The following is a 15,150-nucleotide window of genomic DNA, read 5'->3' as shown; positions in this document are numbered from 1 at the left end:
TCCGATACAACAAAGGCCCGCCTCTCCGGCGGGCCTTTTTCGTCGAGCGGGCCGATTTTTTCGACTGCGTCGCGGGGCGCATCGTGTATGCTTGGAAAAAATGATGCATCGACCAGCGACGAGACAGGCATGACCGAACCGGCCCTCGTGGAGCAACTCCGCGACAAGATCATTTCCGACCCTGACGTGATTCTCGAGGACCGCGACCTGATGCGGGCGCTGATCGCTGCGAACGAGGCCGCGATGGGCGGCAATATCGTCGACCTGCGCGGCGCGGCCATGTCCCGGCTCGAGGCGCGGCTCGACCGGCTCGAAGATACCCACCGGTCTGTCATCGCCGCAGCCTATGAGAACCTCGCAGGCACGAACCAGATTCACCGCGCGGTGCTCCGGATGCTCGACCCGCATGACTTCCAGTCCTTCCTGTCCAACCTCGCGACCGAAGTGGCCGAGATTCTGCGCGTCGACGCCGTCCGCCTCGTGCTGGAAAGCCACCAGAACGAGAACGACCCGGCGCTGCGCCAGCTGGGCGAGGTGCTCTGCGTTGCCGAACCCGGCTTCATCACCGAATACATGCGCGGCGGGCGTGGCGGGCAACCGCGACAGGTTGTGCTGCGCCAGACCGTGCCGGGCTCCGAGGCGATCTTCGGCGAGGCGGCGAACTGGGTGCGCTCCGAGGCGCTGATGCAGCTCGATCTGGGCGAGGGCCGCCTGCCCGGCATGCTGGTCATGGCCGCCGAGGACCCGCATCAGTTCAAACCGTCGCAAGGCACCGACCTTCTGGCCTTCTTCGCGGGCGTATTCGAACGCACGATGCGGCGCTGGCTGGATTGATGGCGGAGCCGTCCGCAGGGTTGCAAGACGCGCTCGCCGAATGGCTGAGCCATTTGCGCGGGCTGCGCGACGCCTCCGATCACACTATCACCGCCTACCGGCACGACGTGGCGAGCTTCTTGGGTTTTCTGCAAACCCATCATGGCGAGAGCCTGGGCACCGCCCGGATCGCAGAACTTGGCCCCTCCGATATGCGGGCCTGGATGGCGCATGAACGCGGCCGAGAGGTCTCGTCGCGCTCGCTCGCCCGCGCGCTTTCTTCGGTGAAAAGCTTCATCCGCTGGCTCGCCGATCGCGACGGGTTCGATGCGAGCCATATCCTCTCGACCCGCAGCCCGAAATATCAGCGCAAACTGCCGCGCCCGCTGAACGAGGACGCCGCGGCCGGGATGATCGAACAGGTCGACACGCAGGCGATGGAACCGTGGATCGCCGCGCGCGACGCCGCTGTTCTGACGCTGCTCTACGGCTGCGGGCTGCGAATCTCCGAAGCGCTCGCCCTGCGCGCCGACGCTCATCCTCTGCCCGAGGTGCTGCGCATCCGCGGCAAGGGCGACAAGGAGCGGCTCGTGCCGGTCGTGCCCGCCGCCCGCGATGCCGTCGCGGAGTACATGCGCCTGTGCCCCTACCCCGCCGAGCCGGATGCCCCACTGTTCTACGGCGCACGCGGAAAGCCGCTCAATCCGCGCATGATTTCCAAGGCGATGGAGCGGGCGCGCATGTCGCTGGGCCTGCCCTCCACGGCGACCCCGCACGCGATGCGCCACAGCTTCGCGACGCATTTGCTGGCGGCCGGCGGCGACCTGCGCGCCATTCAGGAACTGCTGGGCCATGCGAGCCTCGGAACGACCCAGATCTACACCGCCGTCGATGCCGCGCGGCTAATGGAAATCTACGACAAGAGCCATCCGCGCGCCTGAAGTTCGCTTGCCCCTGCGTCGCAAATCCGGCATCACGGGCAGATGGATATCCGCATCAAAGCCCTGTTCGTTCACCTCCTCACCGCCACCGGCGCCGTGCTGTCGATGCTCGCGCTTCTCGCGGCCGCAGAGGGCGAATGGGCGCTGATGTTCCTCTGGCTCGTCACCGCATTCTTCGTCGACGGGATCGATGGCCCGCTCGCGCGGCGCTATGATGTGAAGGCGAATTTCCCGCTCTATGACGGCGTCCTGATGGACCTGATCATCGACTATCTGACCTATGTCTTCATCCCCGCCTTCGCGCTGTTCCAGTCGAGCCTGCTGCCGGGATGGACGGGCTGGCTCGCGATCATCGCGATCACCTATGGCAGCGTCGTCTATTTCTCCGACACCCGGATGAAGACGAAGGACAACTCGTTCCAGGGCTTCCCGGGCGCGTGGAACATGCTGGTACTGGTGCTGTTCGCGCTAAAGCCCGGCTATTGGACGATCCTGCTCGTCGTCGTGGCGCTCGCCATCGCGATGTTCCTACCGCTGAAGTTCATCCACCCCGTGCGCACGAAGCGCTGGCGCGTGGTCTCCTTGCCGATGGCGCTTTTGTGGACCTTCTTCGCGGGCTGGGCCGCATGGGTCGATTTCGATCCGGCAAGCTGGGCGCATTGGGGGCTGGTCGTCACGTCCATCTACCTGCTGCTCGTCGGCATCGTGCAACAACTCGTGCCCGAGCGAAGCTGACTCGAACTGCGGCCCCGGCGCGGCGACCCACGCCGCACGGGCCGCGAAACGGAGGTCGCATGCGCCGCAGTCTCGCACTTCTGGCTCTCGTGTTTTCCGCGCAATCGGCCATGGCGACGCCGGATTATCTCGACGACCGTTCGACCCCGTCCGCGCTGATCCGCTCGCTCTATAACGCGATCTCGATGCATCACTACGCCCGCGCCTGGAGCTATTTCGCCGATCCCGAAAAGAACGGCGCCTATGCGGATTTCGCGAAAGGCTATGCAGACACCGCCGAGGCTTCGGTCACGATCGGCCCGGTGACATCGGAAGGCGCGGCAGGCTCGATCTACACCGCGCTCGGGGTGACGGTGAGCGCCCGGACGGGTGACGGCAAAACCGAGAGCTTCGGCGGCTGCTATGTGACCCGCCAGATCCAGCCCGCGATTCAGGAACCGCCCTTCACGCCGCTGCAAGTCGTGACCGGGCACCTGATCGCGCGCCCGGCGGACGACGCCATGCCGAGCAGCTGCGACGCGCAAGGCCAGCCGCGATTTTAATCGCTCAGACCCGCGTCAGCACCACGCCCGACACGATCAACAGAGCTGCCAGCGCCTTCGTCATCCGCATCTTCTCGCCGAAGACGAGCCAGCCGATCAGCACCGCGAACAGGATCGAGGTCTCGCGCAGGGTCGCGACCAGCGCGATCGGCGCACGGGTCATCGCCCAGATCGAAATCGCATAGGCCGCATAGGAGGCCGCGGCCCCTAGCGTCGCGATCCCCCATTCGCGTGGCGCGGCGCGCAGCATCGCGGTCCCACGCAGCCCGACCATGCCCATCGCGAAAAACACCCCGCCCAACACCATGATCCATCCGACATAGCCCACGGGCTCACCCGAGATGCGCGCACCCATCCCATCGACCAGCGTATAGCTCGCGGTCGCCAGCGCCGAGCCCAGCGCATAGGGAAGCAGGCGGCGACTTTCGCCATCGGTGAACACGCCACGCGCCATCAACGCGATCCCGAGCCCCAGCACCGCGATCCCCGCATATTCGAGCCCGCTGATCGCATCGATCGCCAGTGCCGCGGAGACGATCGCTACCATCATCGGCGCGGTTCCGCGCGCGATCGGATAGACCCGGCTCAGATCGCCCTGCTCATAGGCATGGGCGAGGAAGAACTTGTAGCCAAAATGGATCACGCCCGCGGCGAGGATCCAGCCGAGCGCGGCACTGTCCGGCAGCGGTCGCGACAGGGCCACGACAAGCCCGATCAGAGCCTCGGCAATGGACAGCATCACCATGGCGCGGATTTTCGAGCCGCCCAGACGGATCAGCGCATTCCACAGGGCATGCAGGAAGGCCGCGCCCAGCACCGCCGCCATGATCGTCAAACTCATATCCGCACCCTTCTCTGCCCGACCGGCAATCGGTAGCTCCGGGTTATGACAAGGGCAAGCCGCCCCGTGCAGGGGCCCGCAATCGCGGCGCGGGACCGGGAGGGGATTGCGAAACGGTGCGCGCTCGGGCTATGGGCGATCCATGCCGAGATACGCGTTCAAAATCGAATATGACGGGGGCCCCTTTGCCGGGTGGCAGCGTCAGGCCGATCAGCCTTCGGTGCAGGGCGCGGTCGAGGCCGCTTTGGCGAAGCTCGAACCCGGCCCCCACACGATCGCGGCGGCCGGTCGCACCGATGCGGGTGTTCACGCGACGGGGCAGGTCGCCCATGCCGATCTGACGAAGGATTGGGACCCGTTCCGGCTGTCGGAGGCGCTGAACTCTCACCTGCGCCCCGCGCCGGTCGCGATCCTCGCCTGTGCCCGGGTCGAAGACGAATTCCACTCCCGGTTTTCTGCACTAGAGCGGCGCTACCTGTTCCGGCTCGTGCAACGCCGCGCGCCGGTGACCCATGACCGCGGGCTGGTCTGGCAGGTGCTCAACCCACTCGATATCGAGGCGATGCGTGAAGGGGCCGCGCATCTGATCGGACATCATGACTTCACCACCTTCCGCTCGACCATGTGCCAGTCGAACTCGCCGGTCAAAACGCTCGACGAGATCCGGATCGAGGCGATCGACATCCCGCATGGGCGCGAGGTCCGGTTTCATTTGCGCGCGCGCAGCTTCCTGCACAATCAGGTCCGCTCGATCGTCGGCACGCTGGAGCGCGTCGGCGCCGGGTCCTGGCCGCCCGAGCGCGTGGGCGAAGCGCTCGCCGCGCGCGACCGCGCCGCTTGCGGACCGGTCTGCCCGCCGCAGGGGCTCTATCTAAGCGCGGTCGGCTATCCGAGCGACCCCTTCGCCTGACGCGCCCCGCGCGCCGGGCGGGGCGGGAAGAAACGGCATTCGTGTTGGCACGGCGACGCCGCGCGTTTCAGCAGGGACGAACGCCGCGTCCTCATTCACGGCGCTTGCCACTTCGCTTCCGGGCGTTCCGTTTTGCCGGCGCCAGCCCTTCGCGGTGACATCGATTTCCCGCGCGTCCGCGCTTTGTAGACGCGACGCTTCGTCCAAAACGAGCGGCGCTAGGGCATCGCCCTCAATTCGCCGCAGCGTCGATATGAGTTCCTCAAGCCGCTCTCGGCAACGCTGCGCCACAGCCACATCTAGATCACGCAGAAGCAGGGCGGTCTCGCGTTCCGAGAGGTGGGCCACTGGCGCATGCGTGATCTTCGGATGCGCAGTCGCGCAGCTATGCGCGCCGGTCACGGGGGCCTCGTGCAACTTCTCCCCCCTCCGCAAACCGATCCGCAACAACTCGATCTCGCCGTCGGGGCAGTCCGGCCCGCGCAGCCGTAACCCGCGCGCCTCGACAATCTGCCGGGCGAGATCGCCGATCCGGATCGGTGCGCCCATATCGAGCGCGTAGACCCGCCCCGAAACCTCCCAGCGCCCGGCGATCAGCACGAGCCGCGCCGCTTCGGCGATGGTCATGAAATAGCGTGTGGCGTCAGGATCGGTGAGCGTGAGCGGCCCGCCTTGCGCGATCTGCCGCTCGAAAATCGGCACGATCGATCCCGACGAGCCGATCACATTGCCGAAGCGCACGATCGAGAAAACCGTCGCGCCCGCGCGGGTCGCAAGATCCTGCACCACCAGCTCGGCCATCCGTTTCGACGCACCCATGGCCGAGCGAGGTGCAATCGCCTTATCGCTGGAAATCAGCACGAACCGCGCAACTTTCGCGGCCCGCGCCCCCCGCGCGAGGCAGACCGTGGCGGTGACGTTATTCGCGAATCCGGAAAGCGGGTTTTCCTCAACCAGTGCGACGTGCTTGTAGGCGGCGGCGTGGAACACGGCATCGATCGCCTCTCGCGCGAAGATCTCCCGCACCAGCGCCGCGTCCCCCGCGGAGCCGAGCCGGGTGACGAGGTCGACACCCGCGCGGGCGGCGAGCGGCGTCAGGTCGGACAGGAGGGCGAAAAGCGCGGGCTCCGAGAGTTCGAGCAGGACGAGTTTCGCCGGGCTACAGGTGAGAATCTGACGACAAAGCTCTGCCCCGATGGAGCCGCCCGCCCCCGAAATGAGCACGGATTTTCCGCGGTAGAACTCCGCCTCGGGCGGGTCGCCCCCGGTGATCTCACAGCGGCCCAGCCAGCGCTCGGGGCGCACCGGTTCGAGCCGCGCGGCAAGATCCGCGCCGCCGACCAGCAGGGCGAAATCCGGCAGCGCCTCGCAGAGCAATCCAAGGCGCGAGAGGTCACGCGCCAACGCGGCCTTACGCTGCTCGGGCAGGCGCGGATCGGCGAGGACGACGCGATCGACATTGAACTTGCGGATCAGCGCCTTGCGCGCCGCGGGACCCAGAACCGGCACCCCGTCCAACGTCGCGCCGCGCAAAACCGGGCTGTCGTCGAGATAGGCGCAGGTCAAAAACCCGGATCGGTCGCGCAACGCCCGTGCCAGCGCGATCCCCTCCGGCGTAGCACCGTAGATCGCGATGCGCGAGACGACGTTCGAGCGTCGATAGAGCCATCCCGTCAGCGCCAGAAGCGCCCGGCGCTGGACCACGATGCCCGATAGAAACGCGCAACCAAAGAAGAGCGCAGTGTCGCCGCCCTGCCATCCGAGGCCGGCCCAGAGGGTCAGTGCAAGAAGGCAGGAGAGGACGACCGACTTTCCCGCCCCTAGCATGGCGAAATCCTTCAGGGGCAGGCGCGCCAAGCCGGTGCCAAGGCTTGCCACCGCGGCGAGACCGCTCCCGATCAGGACCGGGATCCAGGCATCCATCTCGAGGCCCCCACGGCTCAAGGCAGGCGTTAGTTGCAACACCAACGCAAGGCACGCCATCGCGAGCAGCGCATCGAGCGTCGCGATGACAGCCGCCTTGCGCGGGCGCGACAGCGCGATCAGGCGCGTCGCGATCTTGTCGATAAGCGCTCCCCTCACGCGATCCCTCCGCACAGAGTTTGCCAGATCAGCGCCAGATCGAGCCGCCACGAGGCCTGTCTTTGGTAAAGCAGATCGAGCCGGGCTTTCTCGGTGACGCAAGCCTGATCGTAGATTCGTCGCGCCTCCTCCGCCGTCCGACATCGCGCCAGCAGACGCGCCTCTTTTTGCGCAAACTGGACGCTCGCGAGGCCGGTGATCCCCGGGGGGCTTGCGAGCACCTGCGCGTAGAGCTGCGGGAAACGCGCCACCACCTCGCGCAGCGGAGGGCGCGGTCCGACGAAGCTCATATCGCCGCGCAGGACATTCCAGATTTGCGGCAACTCATCCGCGTGGCACCGCCGCAGGATCTGCCCGAGCGGGGTGATCCGCGCGCGCTTATGCCCGGCGGTGATGCCGTGATCGCCCAGCTCCGCCTCCATCGTGCGGAACTTCCACATCCGGAAGCTGCGCGTCGGACTGTGCATCCGCTCGCCGCCATAGAACCACGGTCGCCCCTGCACCAGCGCGACGGCCAGCCAGACCAGCGCGATCAGCGGCAAGACCACGGGCAGCGCCAGCACCGCCAGCGTCAGATCGAAGAGACGTTTACGCCTGCGCCGGGCCGGGGTCATGCCAAATCTCCAATTACGGGTAGCCACAAGGGGCGAAACTTCCGCAAGCCTAGGCAGGTCGCAGTTGCGATGCGGTTAACGCAGCCCCGCTCCCATGACCGGACCTCACGACACCTGACACCGATACAATCGGTCGTATGGACTTCGCGGGGCGCGAGTGGTTGGATCGCGCCCGATACGAAGGAGGCACCGATGGCATTCGGCAAAAACATCCGCACTTGGTTCGAAGGCGCATGGCACGAGGGCGATATCGCCGTCATGCGCGCCGCCGATCACGGGCTTTGGCAAGGCAGCTCAGTCTTTGACGGGGCGCGGCTTTTCGACGGGGTCGTGCCCGATCTCGACTTGCATTGCGCGCGCACCAACCGCTCCGCCGAGGCGCTGATGATCACGCCGACTCTCGCCGCCGAGGAGATTGTCGAGATTGCGCGCGAGGGCCTGCGGAAATACGACAAGGGTGCCGCCGTTTACGTGCGCCCGATGTACTGGGCGATTGCGGGTTCCGATCTGGGCGTGGCGCCGAAGCCCGGCGAGACCGGATTCGCGCTGTGCCTCGAAGAGGTGGCGATGCCCGACCCCGGCAAGTCGACGACGCTGACCACCACGCAGTTCCGCCGTCCTGTTCTGGCCGATAACGTCACCGATGCGAAGGCGGGCTGCCTTTATCCGAACAACGCCCGGATGCTGGTCGAGGCGCAGCGCAAGGGCTTTGGCAACGCGCTGGTGCAGGATGCGATGGGCAACGTCGCCGAAAGCGCGACCGCAAACGTCTGGATGGTGAAGGATGGCGAGTATTTCACGCCCATGCCGAACGGCACCTTCCTCGCGGGGCTCACGCGCAAACGGATCATGGGCCTTCTGCGCGAGGGTGGCGAGACGGTGCATGAAGCGGTGCTGACGCTCGACGATTTCCGCAATGCCGACGAGGTCTTCCTGACCGGCAACTTCGCCAAGGTCACGCCGGTCGCGGGCTTCGACGATGTCAGCTACACGCCCGGCAAGGGCACCCAGCGGGCGCGCGAGGCCTATATGGACTGGGCACAAGGGTCGCCGCTTTGAGCCTCGACACCCCCGCGGTTGCCAAAGACCTCGCGCCGGGCGATGATCCACGAACACCCCGTCCCGGAGGAGCCATGCGCAAGTTTCTGGTTGTGCTCGACGATACCCGCGAATGCCTCAACGCGATGCGGTTCGCGGCGATGCGCGCGAACCATACCGGCGGCGGCGTGATCATCCTCTCGGTGATCCCGCCCGACGAATACCAGCACTGGATCGGCGTGGCCGAGATCATGCGCGAAGAAGCCCGCGAGCGGATCGAGGCGCATTTCGAGGTCTTCGCGAAATGGATGCGCGACCGTCAGGGCGTGGAGCCGGAACTGGTGATCCGCGAGGGCGAACCGGTGCCCGAGATCATCGGCGTGATGGACGAACATCCCGAGATCGGCGTGCTGGTTCTCGGCGCAGGCTCCGGCAAGGGCGGTGCGGGGCCGCTGGTCAGCCAGATGGTCAAGCAGGCGGGCACGCTGCCCTGCCCGCTGACCATCGTGCCGGGCGAGATGTCGAAGGAAAAGCTCGAACAGATCACCTGACCGATGCCGATGCCCTGGACCTATCGCCATGCGCAGAAGGAGTTCGCCTCCTTCCTCGCCGATGCGCGCGATCGGATGGGCCTCGAATCCGACAATATGACCTACACGGCGGTGGAGGGCGTCTTCGTCACCTTCCGTGCACGGCTGCGCCCTGTCGAGGCCATCGCCTTCGCCGATTGCCTGCCTGCGGTGTTGCGCGCGATCTTCCTGTATCACTGGGATGTGATGGCGACGCCGCGCCCGTTCGGCAGCCGGACCGAGATGACCCGCGAAGCGCAGGCGTTGCGCCCGCATCACAACCTGACCCCCGATAACGCCATCGAGGCCACCGCCTTTGCGCTCTGGCGCCATGTCAATCATCGTGACTTCGAGGCCGCTCTCGCGCGGATCGGACCGGAAGCGGAGGCGTTCTGGCGCCCGGAGATCACCGATCCCGCCGAGATCGCGCCGCGCATCATCTAGCGCATAGCCGCGATTACTTGATTAATTCAGTCGGAAGGCGCATATGAGCGGCAAGCCAAGGAGGCACGCGATGTTTATTCAGACCGAGACGACCCCGAACCCCGCGACGCTGAAATTCCTGCCCGGCCAGACCGTGCTGGAGACCGGCACCGCTGATTTTCCCACCGCCGAGACGGCGGCCAAATCGCCGCTGGCCAAGCGCGTTTTCGCAGTGCCCGGCGTGACCGGCGTGTTCTTCGGCTCGGATTTCGTGACCGTGACGAAGGACGATGCGACCAGCTGGGATCACGCGAAACCGGCGATCCTCGGCGCGATCATGGAGCATTTCCAATCCGGCGCCCCGGTGATCGAAGGCGAAGCTGCGCCCTCGGGCCATGCCGAGCACGACGGCGAGGACGGCGCGATCGTCTCGCAGATCAAGGAGTTGCTCGACACCCGCGTGCGCCCGGCCGTGGCGCAGGACGGTGGCGACATCACTTTCCACGGGTTCGAGCGTGGTGTGGTCTACCTGCACATGCAGGGCGCTTGCGCCGGTTGCCCCTCGTCGACGCTGACGCTCAAGATGGGGATCGAGAACCTGCTCAGACACTATATCCCCGAGGTTTCAGAGGTGCGTCCGGTCAATGCCTGATCTGACGCTAGGCTTCGACACATCGGCCGCGCATTGCGCGGCCGCTTTGCTGTCGGGTGATGACTGCCTCGTTTCGCGACACGAGGAAATGGGACGCGGACAGGCCGAACGGCTGATGCCGCTTCTCGAAGAGGTGCTCGCAGAGGCGGGCGTCGGCTGGCGCGACCTGACGCGGATCGGCGTCGGGATCGGGCCGGGAAATTTCACCGGTGTCCGCATCGCCGTCTCTGCCGCACGTGGGCTGTCGCTGAGCCTGAGAGCGCCAGCGCTCGGCGTCTCGATCACCGATGCCGCGCAATTCGGCAGCGAAGGTCCGGTGCTTGCCGCCGTCGCAGCGCCGCGCGAACGCGTCTATCTCGAAGGGTTCCGCACCGCACAGGCCATCCCGCTGGATCTGCATGAGCTCGACGCCCTGCCCGAAGGTCTGGCCGAACCCGGCCTGACCTGCATCGGCACTGCCGCCGAGGAGGTCGCCCAACGGATCGGGGCCGCCGCCGCACCCGCGGCTTTCGCGCCTGCCGAAGCCATCGCACGGATCGCGGCCTCTCGCGAATTCATCCCCGGAGAACGCCCGGCACCGCTTTATCTGCGTGCGGCCGATGCCGCGCCCCCCTCCGATCCGCCGCCAAGGATCCTCGACTGATGCGCGCCGAAGCCCTCGCCGAGCTGCATGCCGCCTGCTTCACCACACCACGCCCGTGGACCGAGGCCGAATTCCGGGATCTGATGCGCGGCCCCGGCACCTTCCTGTTGAACGAAAACCGAGGCTTCCTGCTGGGACGCGTCATCGCGGGCGAAGCCGAGCTTCTGACCCTCGCGGTCGACCCGAAAGGCCGCCGCAACGGCGCGGGCCGCGCGCTGGTGGAGCGGTTCGCACAGGAAGCCGAAGCGCTGGGGGCCAAAAGCGCCTTCCTCGAAGTCTCCGCCGAGAACGACGCCGCGCGCGCGCTTTATGCCGCGACCGGCTGGAAGGAATCGGGGCGTCGCAAGAGGTATTACCGCAACCCGGAGGGCGATCGCATCGACGCGCTGGTTCTCACTTTGCCGCTCGCTAGAGCGACAAGCTGACCGTTCAATCAAATTTGTCTTGCGACCTCGCGTCATCCACAACTTGACGCTTGACCCCCTTGGCAAGCTCTGCCCAAATCGGCCTGTCCGCGCGCTGAACCGAGCGCGCCAACAGGCTTATCCAACAGGGCCATAACGTTCGGGAGTAATCCATGACCTATTTCACCAAGTTCCTTGGCGCCGCGACCGCGCTCGCGCTGAGCGCCGGGGCCGCGCTGGCCGATCCCGCGATCATTTACGATCTGGGCGGCAAATACGACAAGAGCTTCAACGAAGCCGCCTTCAACGGCGCGAAGCGTTGGGCCGAAGAGACCGGCGGCTCCTACAAGGAACTGGAAATGCAGTCGGAAGCTCAGCGTGAGCAGGCCCTGCGTAAACTCGCCGAGTCGGGCGCCAACCCGATCGTGATGACCGGCTTCGCCTTCGGCGACACGCTCAACACCGTCGCTCCCGACTACCCCGACACCAAGTTCGCGATCGTCGACATGGTCGTCGACCAGCCCAACGTCGAGTCGATCGTCTTCAAGGAAGAGCAAGGCTCCTACCTCGTCGGCATGATGGCCGCGATGGCGTCGAAAACCGGCACCGTCGGCTTCGTCGGCGGCATGGACATCCCGCTGATCCGCAAATTCGCCTGCGGTTACGTTCAGGGCGTGAAAGCCGTGAACCCCGACGCGAAAGTCATCCAGAACATGACCGGCACCACCCCGGCGGCGTGGAACGACCCGGTGAAGGGCGGCGAGATCGCCAAGGCCCAGATCAGCCAGGGCGCGGACGTGATCTACGCAGCCGCCGGCGGCACCGGCATCGGCGTTCTGCAGGCAGCCGCGGATGGCGACGTCCTGTCGATCGGCGTGGACAGCAACCAGAACTACCTGCACCCGGGCAAGGTCCTGACCTCGATGCTCAAGCGTGTCGACAACGCCGTCTATGACGCGTTCTCGGCGGGCCCCGATCTGAAGCCGGGCATCAAGGTGATGGGTCTGGCCCAGAACGGCGTCGGCGTCGCGATGGACGACAACAACAAGTCGCTCGTCACGCCCGAGATGGAAAAAGCCGTTGAGCAGGCGAAAGCCGACATCGCGTCGGGCAAGATCGAAGTGCATGACTACATGTCGGACGACAGCTGCCCGGTCGAGTGATGAGCACAACAGAGTCGAACAACGCGGGGCGGCAGGCAACTGCCGCCCTTGCCACTGAAAACGCCAGCGATGCGGCCGAAGCGGCCCACGCTGCCGCCACGCCCACGGGCGCGCCCGCGATCGAGCTGAAAGGCATCTCGAAAGCCTTTGGCACGGTGCAGGCCAACAAGGACATTTCGATCCGGGTCATGCCCGGCACGATCCACGGTATCATCGGCGAGAACGGCGCGGGTAAATCCACGCTGATGTCGATCCTGTACGGCTTCTACAAAGCCGATGCGGGCGAGATCTGGATCAAGGGCAAGCACACCCATATCCCCGACAGCCAGGCTGCGATCAGCGCCGGCATCGGCATGGTCTTCCAGCATTTCAAGCTGGTGCAGAATTTCACCGTGCTCGAGAACATCATCCTTGGGGCCGAGGATGGCGCGCTGCTGCGCCCCTCGCTCTCCAAGGCCCGCAAGGAACTCAAGCGCCTCGCCGAGGAATACGAGCTCAACGTCGATCCCGACGAGAAGATCGAAGAGCTCTCCGTCGGCCACCAGCAGCGCGTCGAAATCCTCAAGGCGCTGTATCGTCAGGCGGATATCCTGATCCTCGACGAGCCGACGGGGGTCCTGACGCCCGCCGAGGCCGATCACCTCTTCCGCATCCTCGATTTCCTCCGCAAGGAAGGAAAGACGATCATCCTGATCACCCACAAACTGCGTGAGATCATGGAGATCACCGACACGGTCAGCGTGATGCGTCGCGGCGAGATGACGGCGACGGTGAAGACCGCCGAGACCTCGCCCGAGCAACTGGCCGAGCTGATGGTGGGCCGCAAGGTTCTGCTCAACGTCGACAAGACGCCTGCGCAGCCCGGCAAGACCGTGCTGGAGGTCGAGAACCTCCGCGTGAAGGACGAAGACGGGATCGAGCGCCTCAAGGGCATCAATCTCGAGATCCGTGCGGGAGAGATCCTCGGCATCGCGGGCGTGGCGGGCAACGGCCAGTCCGAACTGCTGGAAATCCTCGGCGGGTTCGCCAAGGGCACCGGCAACATCCGCATCAACGGCGAAGAGATCGACCTCACCGGCAAGCATAGCGACGGCCAGTCGCGGCGCCGCCGGGGCATCTCGCACGTTCCTGAGGACCGCCACAGTCTCGGGCTGATCCTCGATTTCGCCGCGTGGGAGAACATGGTCTTCGGCTATCACTCCGATCCGGCCTATCAGAAGAACCGCTTCGTCATGGACAATGCGGGGATCGTCGCCCACACGGCCGAGGCGATGGAACGCTTCGACGTGCGCCCGCCGATCCCGACCCTGCCCGCGAAGAGCTTCTCGGGCGGCAACCAGCAAAAGATCGTGCTGGCGCGTGAGATCGAACGAAGCCCGGCGCTGCTGCTGGTGGGCCAACCCACCCGCGGCGTCGATATCGGCGCAATCGAATTCATCCACAAACGCATCATCGAACTACGCGACCAAGGCGCCGCGATCCTGTTGGTCTCGGTCGAGCTTGACGAGATCCGGGCGCTCTCGGACCGGGTCGCGGTCATGTTCGACGGGCAGATCATGGGCATCGGCCCCGTCGAGACCGCCACGCAGACCGGCATGGGCTGCCTGATGGCGGGCATGGGCGGTGAGGACGTGCGCGGCATGGACGGCTGGACGATCGCCGCGCCCGAGGAGAGCCAATAATGGAAAAGACACCGAAATGGGTCGATGTGGCCCTGATTCCGCTCCTCAACCTGCTGATCGCTTTCGTGATCTCGGGGATCGTGGTGCTGCTAATCGGCGAAGACCCGATCAAGGCGATCAAGGTCATGGTCTCGGGCGCGCTCGGCTCGCCCTATGGCTGGGGCTACACGCTCTATTACGCGACCAACTTCATCTTCACCGGCCTCGCGGTCGCGGTCGCCTATCACGCCAGCCAGTTCAATATCGGCGGCGAGGGTCAGGCGACGCTCGGCGGTCTGGGCGTGGCGCTGGTGCTGCTGGCCTTCCCGTGGCCGCATTGGACCATCGCACTGATCGCAGCGATGGCGGGCGGCGCGATTTTCGGCGCGGCTTGGGCGGCGATCCCGGCCTATCTGCAAGCCAAGCGCGGCAGCCATATCGTGATCACAACGATCATGTTCAACTTCATCGGCGCGGCGGTGCTGAACTACATGCTGGTCAACGTGCTGCGTCCGCGCGGCTCGATGGACCCGGCCACCGCGCGCTTCGGCGCGTCGACACATCTGCCGACCTTCCATGACTTCCCGCTCGTCGGTCAGTTCTTCTCGAAATCGGTCCCGGCGAACGTGTCGTTCTTCGTGGCGATCCTCGCCTGCTACCTCGTCTGGGTGCTGATCTGGCGCACCAAACTGGGTTTCGAAATCCGCGCCTTCGGGCGGTCGGAGTCGGCAGCGCGCTATGCAGGCATCTCGCCGGTGAAAATCGTGATGGCGGCGATGCTGATCTCGGGCGGCCTCGCAGGCCTGATGGCGATCAACAACGTGATGGGCGAGGCGCATCGCCTCGTGCTCAACTCGGTCGAGGGCGCGGGCTTCATCGGGATCGCAGTGGCCCTGATGGGCCGCAACCACCCGTTCGGCGTGTTCCTCGCCGCGCTTCTCTTCGGCTTCCTCTACCAGGGCGGCGGCGAGCTGGCGCTGGAAACCACGATCCCGCGCGAGCTGATCACCGTGATCCAGGCGCTCGTGATCCTGTTCACCGGGGCCTTCGACAACATGCTGCGCGCACCGATCGAGAGCTTCTTCGTCGCGCGCGCCAACGCCCGGAAGGAGGCCTGAG

Annotated in this window: 17 protein-coding genes; 14 read left to right on the top strand and 3 right to left on the bottom strand. The window is 65.9% G+C overall.

Features of this window, described 5'->3' with window-relative positions; translation table 11 throughout:
- Positions 1-129: 129 nt before the first annotated feature.
- From ACZ7GB_RS16315 to ACZ7GB_RS16300, 4 genes are read left to right on the top strand one after another with little or no spacing between them, the layout of a single operon-like run.
- The gene (locus ACZ7GB_RS16315) at positions 130-834 is read left to right on the top strand and encodes a DUF484 family protein (RefSeq protein WP_078542595.1); all 705 of its coding nucleotides are present in this window, start codon (positions 130-132) and stop codon (positions 832-834) included.
- On the top strand, positions 834-1,754 hold the full coding sequence (locus ACZ7GB_RS16310) for a tyrosine recombinase XerC (protein WP_472159529.1): 921 nt from the start codon (positions 834-836) through the stop codon (positions 1,752-1,754). The genes ACZ7GB_RS16315 and ACZ7GB_RS16310 overlap by 1 nt, the downstream gene beginning before the upstream one ends.
- A gap of 42 nt (positions 1,755-1,796) precedes the next feature.
- A complete protein-coding gene (locus tag ACZ7GB_RS16305) occupies positions 1,797-2,489 on the top strand; it encodes a CDP-alcohol phosphatidyltransferase family protein (protein ID WP_108722379.1) in 693 nt (230 codons plus the stop codon).
- Positions 2,490-2,548: 59 nt separating this feature from the next.
- On the top strand, positions 2,549-3,031 hold the full coding sequence (locus ACZ7GB_RS16300; RefSeq protein WP_472159528.1) for a hypothetical protein: 483 nt from the start codon (positions 2,549-2,551) through the stop codon (positions 3,029-3,031).
- A gap of 4 nt (positions 3,032-3,035) precedes the next feature.
- Here ACZ7GB_RS16300 and ACZ7GB_RS16295 read toward each other — a convergent pair whose 3' ends face one another.
- Positions 3,036-3,872 carry an EamA family transporter gene (locus ACZ7GB_RS16295; RefSeq protein ID WP_472159526.1) on the bottom strand — a complete coding sequence of 279 codons (837 nt, stop codon included), beginning with the start codon at positions 3,870-3,872 and terminating at the stop codon, positions 3,036-3,038.
- 142 nt (positions 3,873-4,014) lie between these two features.
- Between ACZ7GB_RS16295 and truA the strand changes: the two genes are divergently transcribed.
- Positions 4,015-4,782 carry a tRNA pseudouridine(38-40) synthase TruA gene (gene truA / locus ACZ7GB_RS16290; RefSeq protein WP_472159525.1) on the top strand — a complete coding sequence of 256 codons (768 nt, stop codon included), beginning with the start codon at positions 4,015-4,017 and terminating at the stop codon, positions 4,780-4,782.
- On the opposite strand, the gene ACZ7GB_RS16285 is transcribed toward truA, so the two are convergent.
- Positions 4,744-6,864, bottom strand: a complete 2,121-nt coding sequence (locus ACZ7GB_RS16285; RefSeq protein ID WP_472159524.1) for a polysaccharide biosynthesis protein — start codon at positions 6,862-6,864, stop codon at positions 4,744-4,746. The two genes, truA and ACZ7GB_RS16285, sit on opposite strands and share 39 nt — an antisense overlap.
- Entirely contained in the window at positions 6,861-7,478 is a 618-nt protein-coding gene (locus tag ACZ7GB_RS16280) for a sugar transferase (RefSeq protein WP_472159523.1), read from the bottom strand. The genes ACZ7GB_RS16285 and ACZ7GB_RS16280 overlap by 4 nt, the downstream gene beginning before the upstream one ends.
- Before the next feature lie 192 nt (positions 7,479-7,670).
- Between ACZ7GB_RS16280 and ACZ7GB_RS16275 the strand changes: the two genes are divergently transcribed.
- The 9 genes from ACZ7GB_RS16275 (at position 7,671) to ACZ7GB_RS16235 (ending at position 15,149) form a co-directional block, all read left to right on the top strand.
- Positions 7,671-8,537 (top strand): branched-chain amino acid aminotransferase, encoded by an 867-nt coding sequence (locus tag ACZ7GB_RS16275; RefSeq protein ID WP_078600802.1) that lies wholly within the window; start codon positions 7,671-7,673, stop codon positions 8,535-8,537.
- A gap of 74 nt (positions 8,538-8,611) precedes the next feature.
- Positions 8,612-9,067, top strand: coding sequence for a universal stress protein (locus ACZ7GB_RS16270; RefSeq protein ID WP_098412126.1), 456 nt, complete (start codon positions 8,612-8,614; stop codon positions 9,065-9,067).
- Positions 9,068-9,070: 3 nt separating this feature from the next.
- The gene (locus ACZ7GB_RS16265; protein ID WP_472159522.1) at positions 9,071-9,529 is read left to right on the top strand and encodes a DUF2267 domain-containing protein; all 459 of its coding nucleotides are present in this window, start codon (positions 9,071-9,073) and stop codon (positions 9,527-9,529) included.
- A gap of 70 nt (positions 9,530-9,599) precedes the next feature.
- Positions 9,600-10,160: a NifU family protein gene (locus ACZ7GB_RS16260; RefSeq protein ID WP_078521382.1), complete on the top strand. Its 561-nt coding sequence runs from the start codon at positions 9,600-9,602 to the stop codon at positions 10,158-10,160.
- On the top strand, positions 10,153-10,803 hold the full coding sequence (tsaB, locus tag ACZ7GB_RS16255; protein ID WP_078549359.1) for a tRNA (adenosine(37)-N6)-threonylcarbamoyltransferase complex dimerization subunit type 1 TsaB: 651 nt from the start codon (positions 10,153-10,155) through the stop codon (positions 10,801-10,803). Before ACZ7GB_RS16260 ends, tsaB begins: the two co-directional genes overlap by 8 nt.
- Positions 10,803-11,228: a ribosomal protein S18-alanine N-acetyltransferase gene (gene rimI, locus ACZ7GB_RS16250; protein WP_472159521.1), complete on the top strand. Its 426-nt coding sequence runs from the start codon at positions 10,803-10,805 to the stop codon at positions 11,226-11,228. Before tsaB ends, rimI begins: the two co-directional genes overlap by 1 nt.
- A 152-nt stretch (positions 11,229-11,380) precedes the next feature.
- Positions 11,381-12,370 carry a BMP family lipoprotein gene (locus ACZ7GB_RS16245; protein WP_078521388.1) on the top strand — a complete coding sequence of 330 codons (990 nt, stop codon included), beginning with the start codon at positions 11,381-11,383 and terminating at the stop codon, positions 12,368-12,370.
- Positions 12,370-14,052: an ABC transporter ATP-binding protein gene (locus ACZ7GB_RS16240; protein WP_078542583.1), complete on the top strand. Its 1,683-nt coding sequence runs from the start codon at positions 12,370-12,372 to the stop codon at positions 14,050-14,052. The genes ACZ7GB_RS16245 and ACZ7GB_RS16240 overlap by 1 nt, the downstream gene beginning before the upstream one ends.
- Positions 14,052-15,149 (top strand): ABC transporter permease, encoded by a 1,098-nt coding sequence (locus ACZ7GB_RS16235; protein WP_078549365.1) that lies wholly within the window; start codon positions 14,052-14,054, stop codon positions 15,147-15,149. The genes ACZ7GB_RS16240 and ACZ7GB_RS16235 overlap by 1 nt, the downstream gene beginning before the upstream one ends.
- Position 15,150: the final 1 nt, after the last annotated feature.

This window comes from Thioclava sp. PTB-PU3-1 (assembly GCF_055666785.1).
This window is presented reverse-complemented; position numbering and strand designations above follow the sequence as displayed.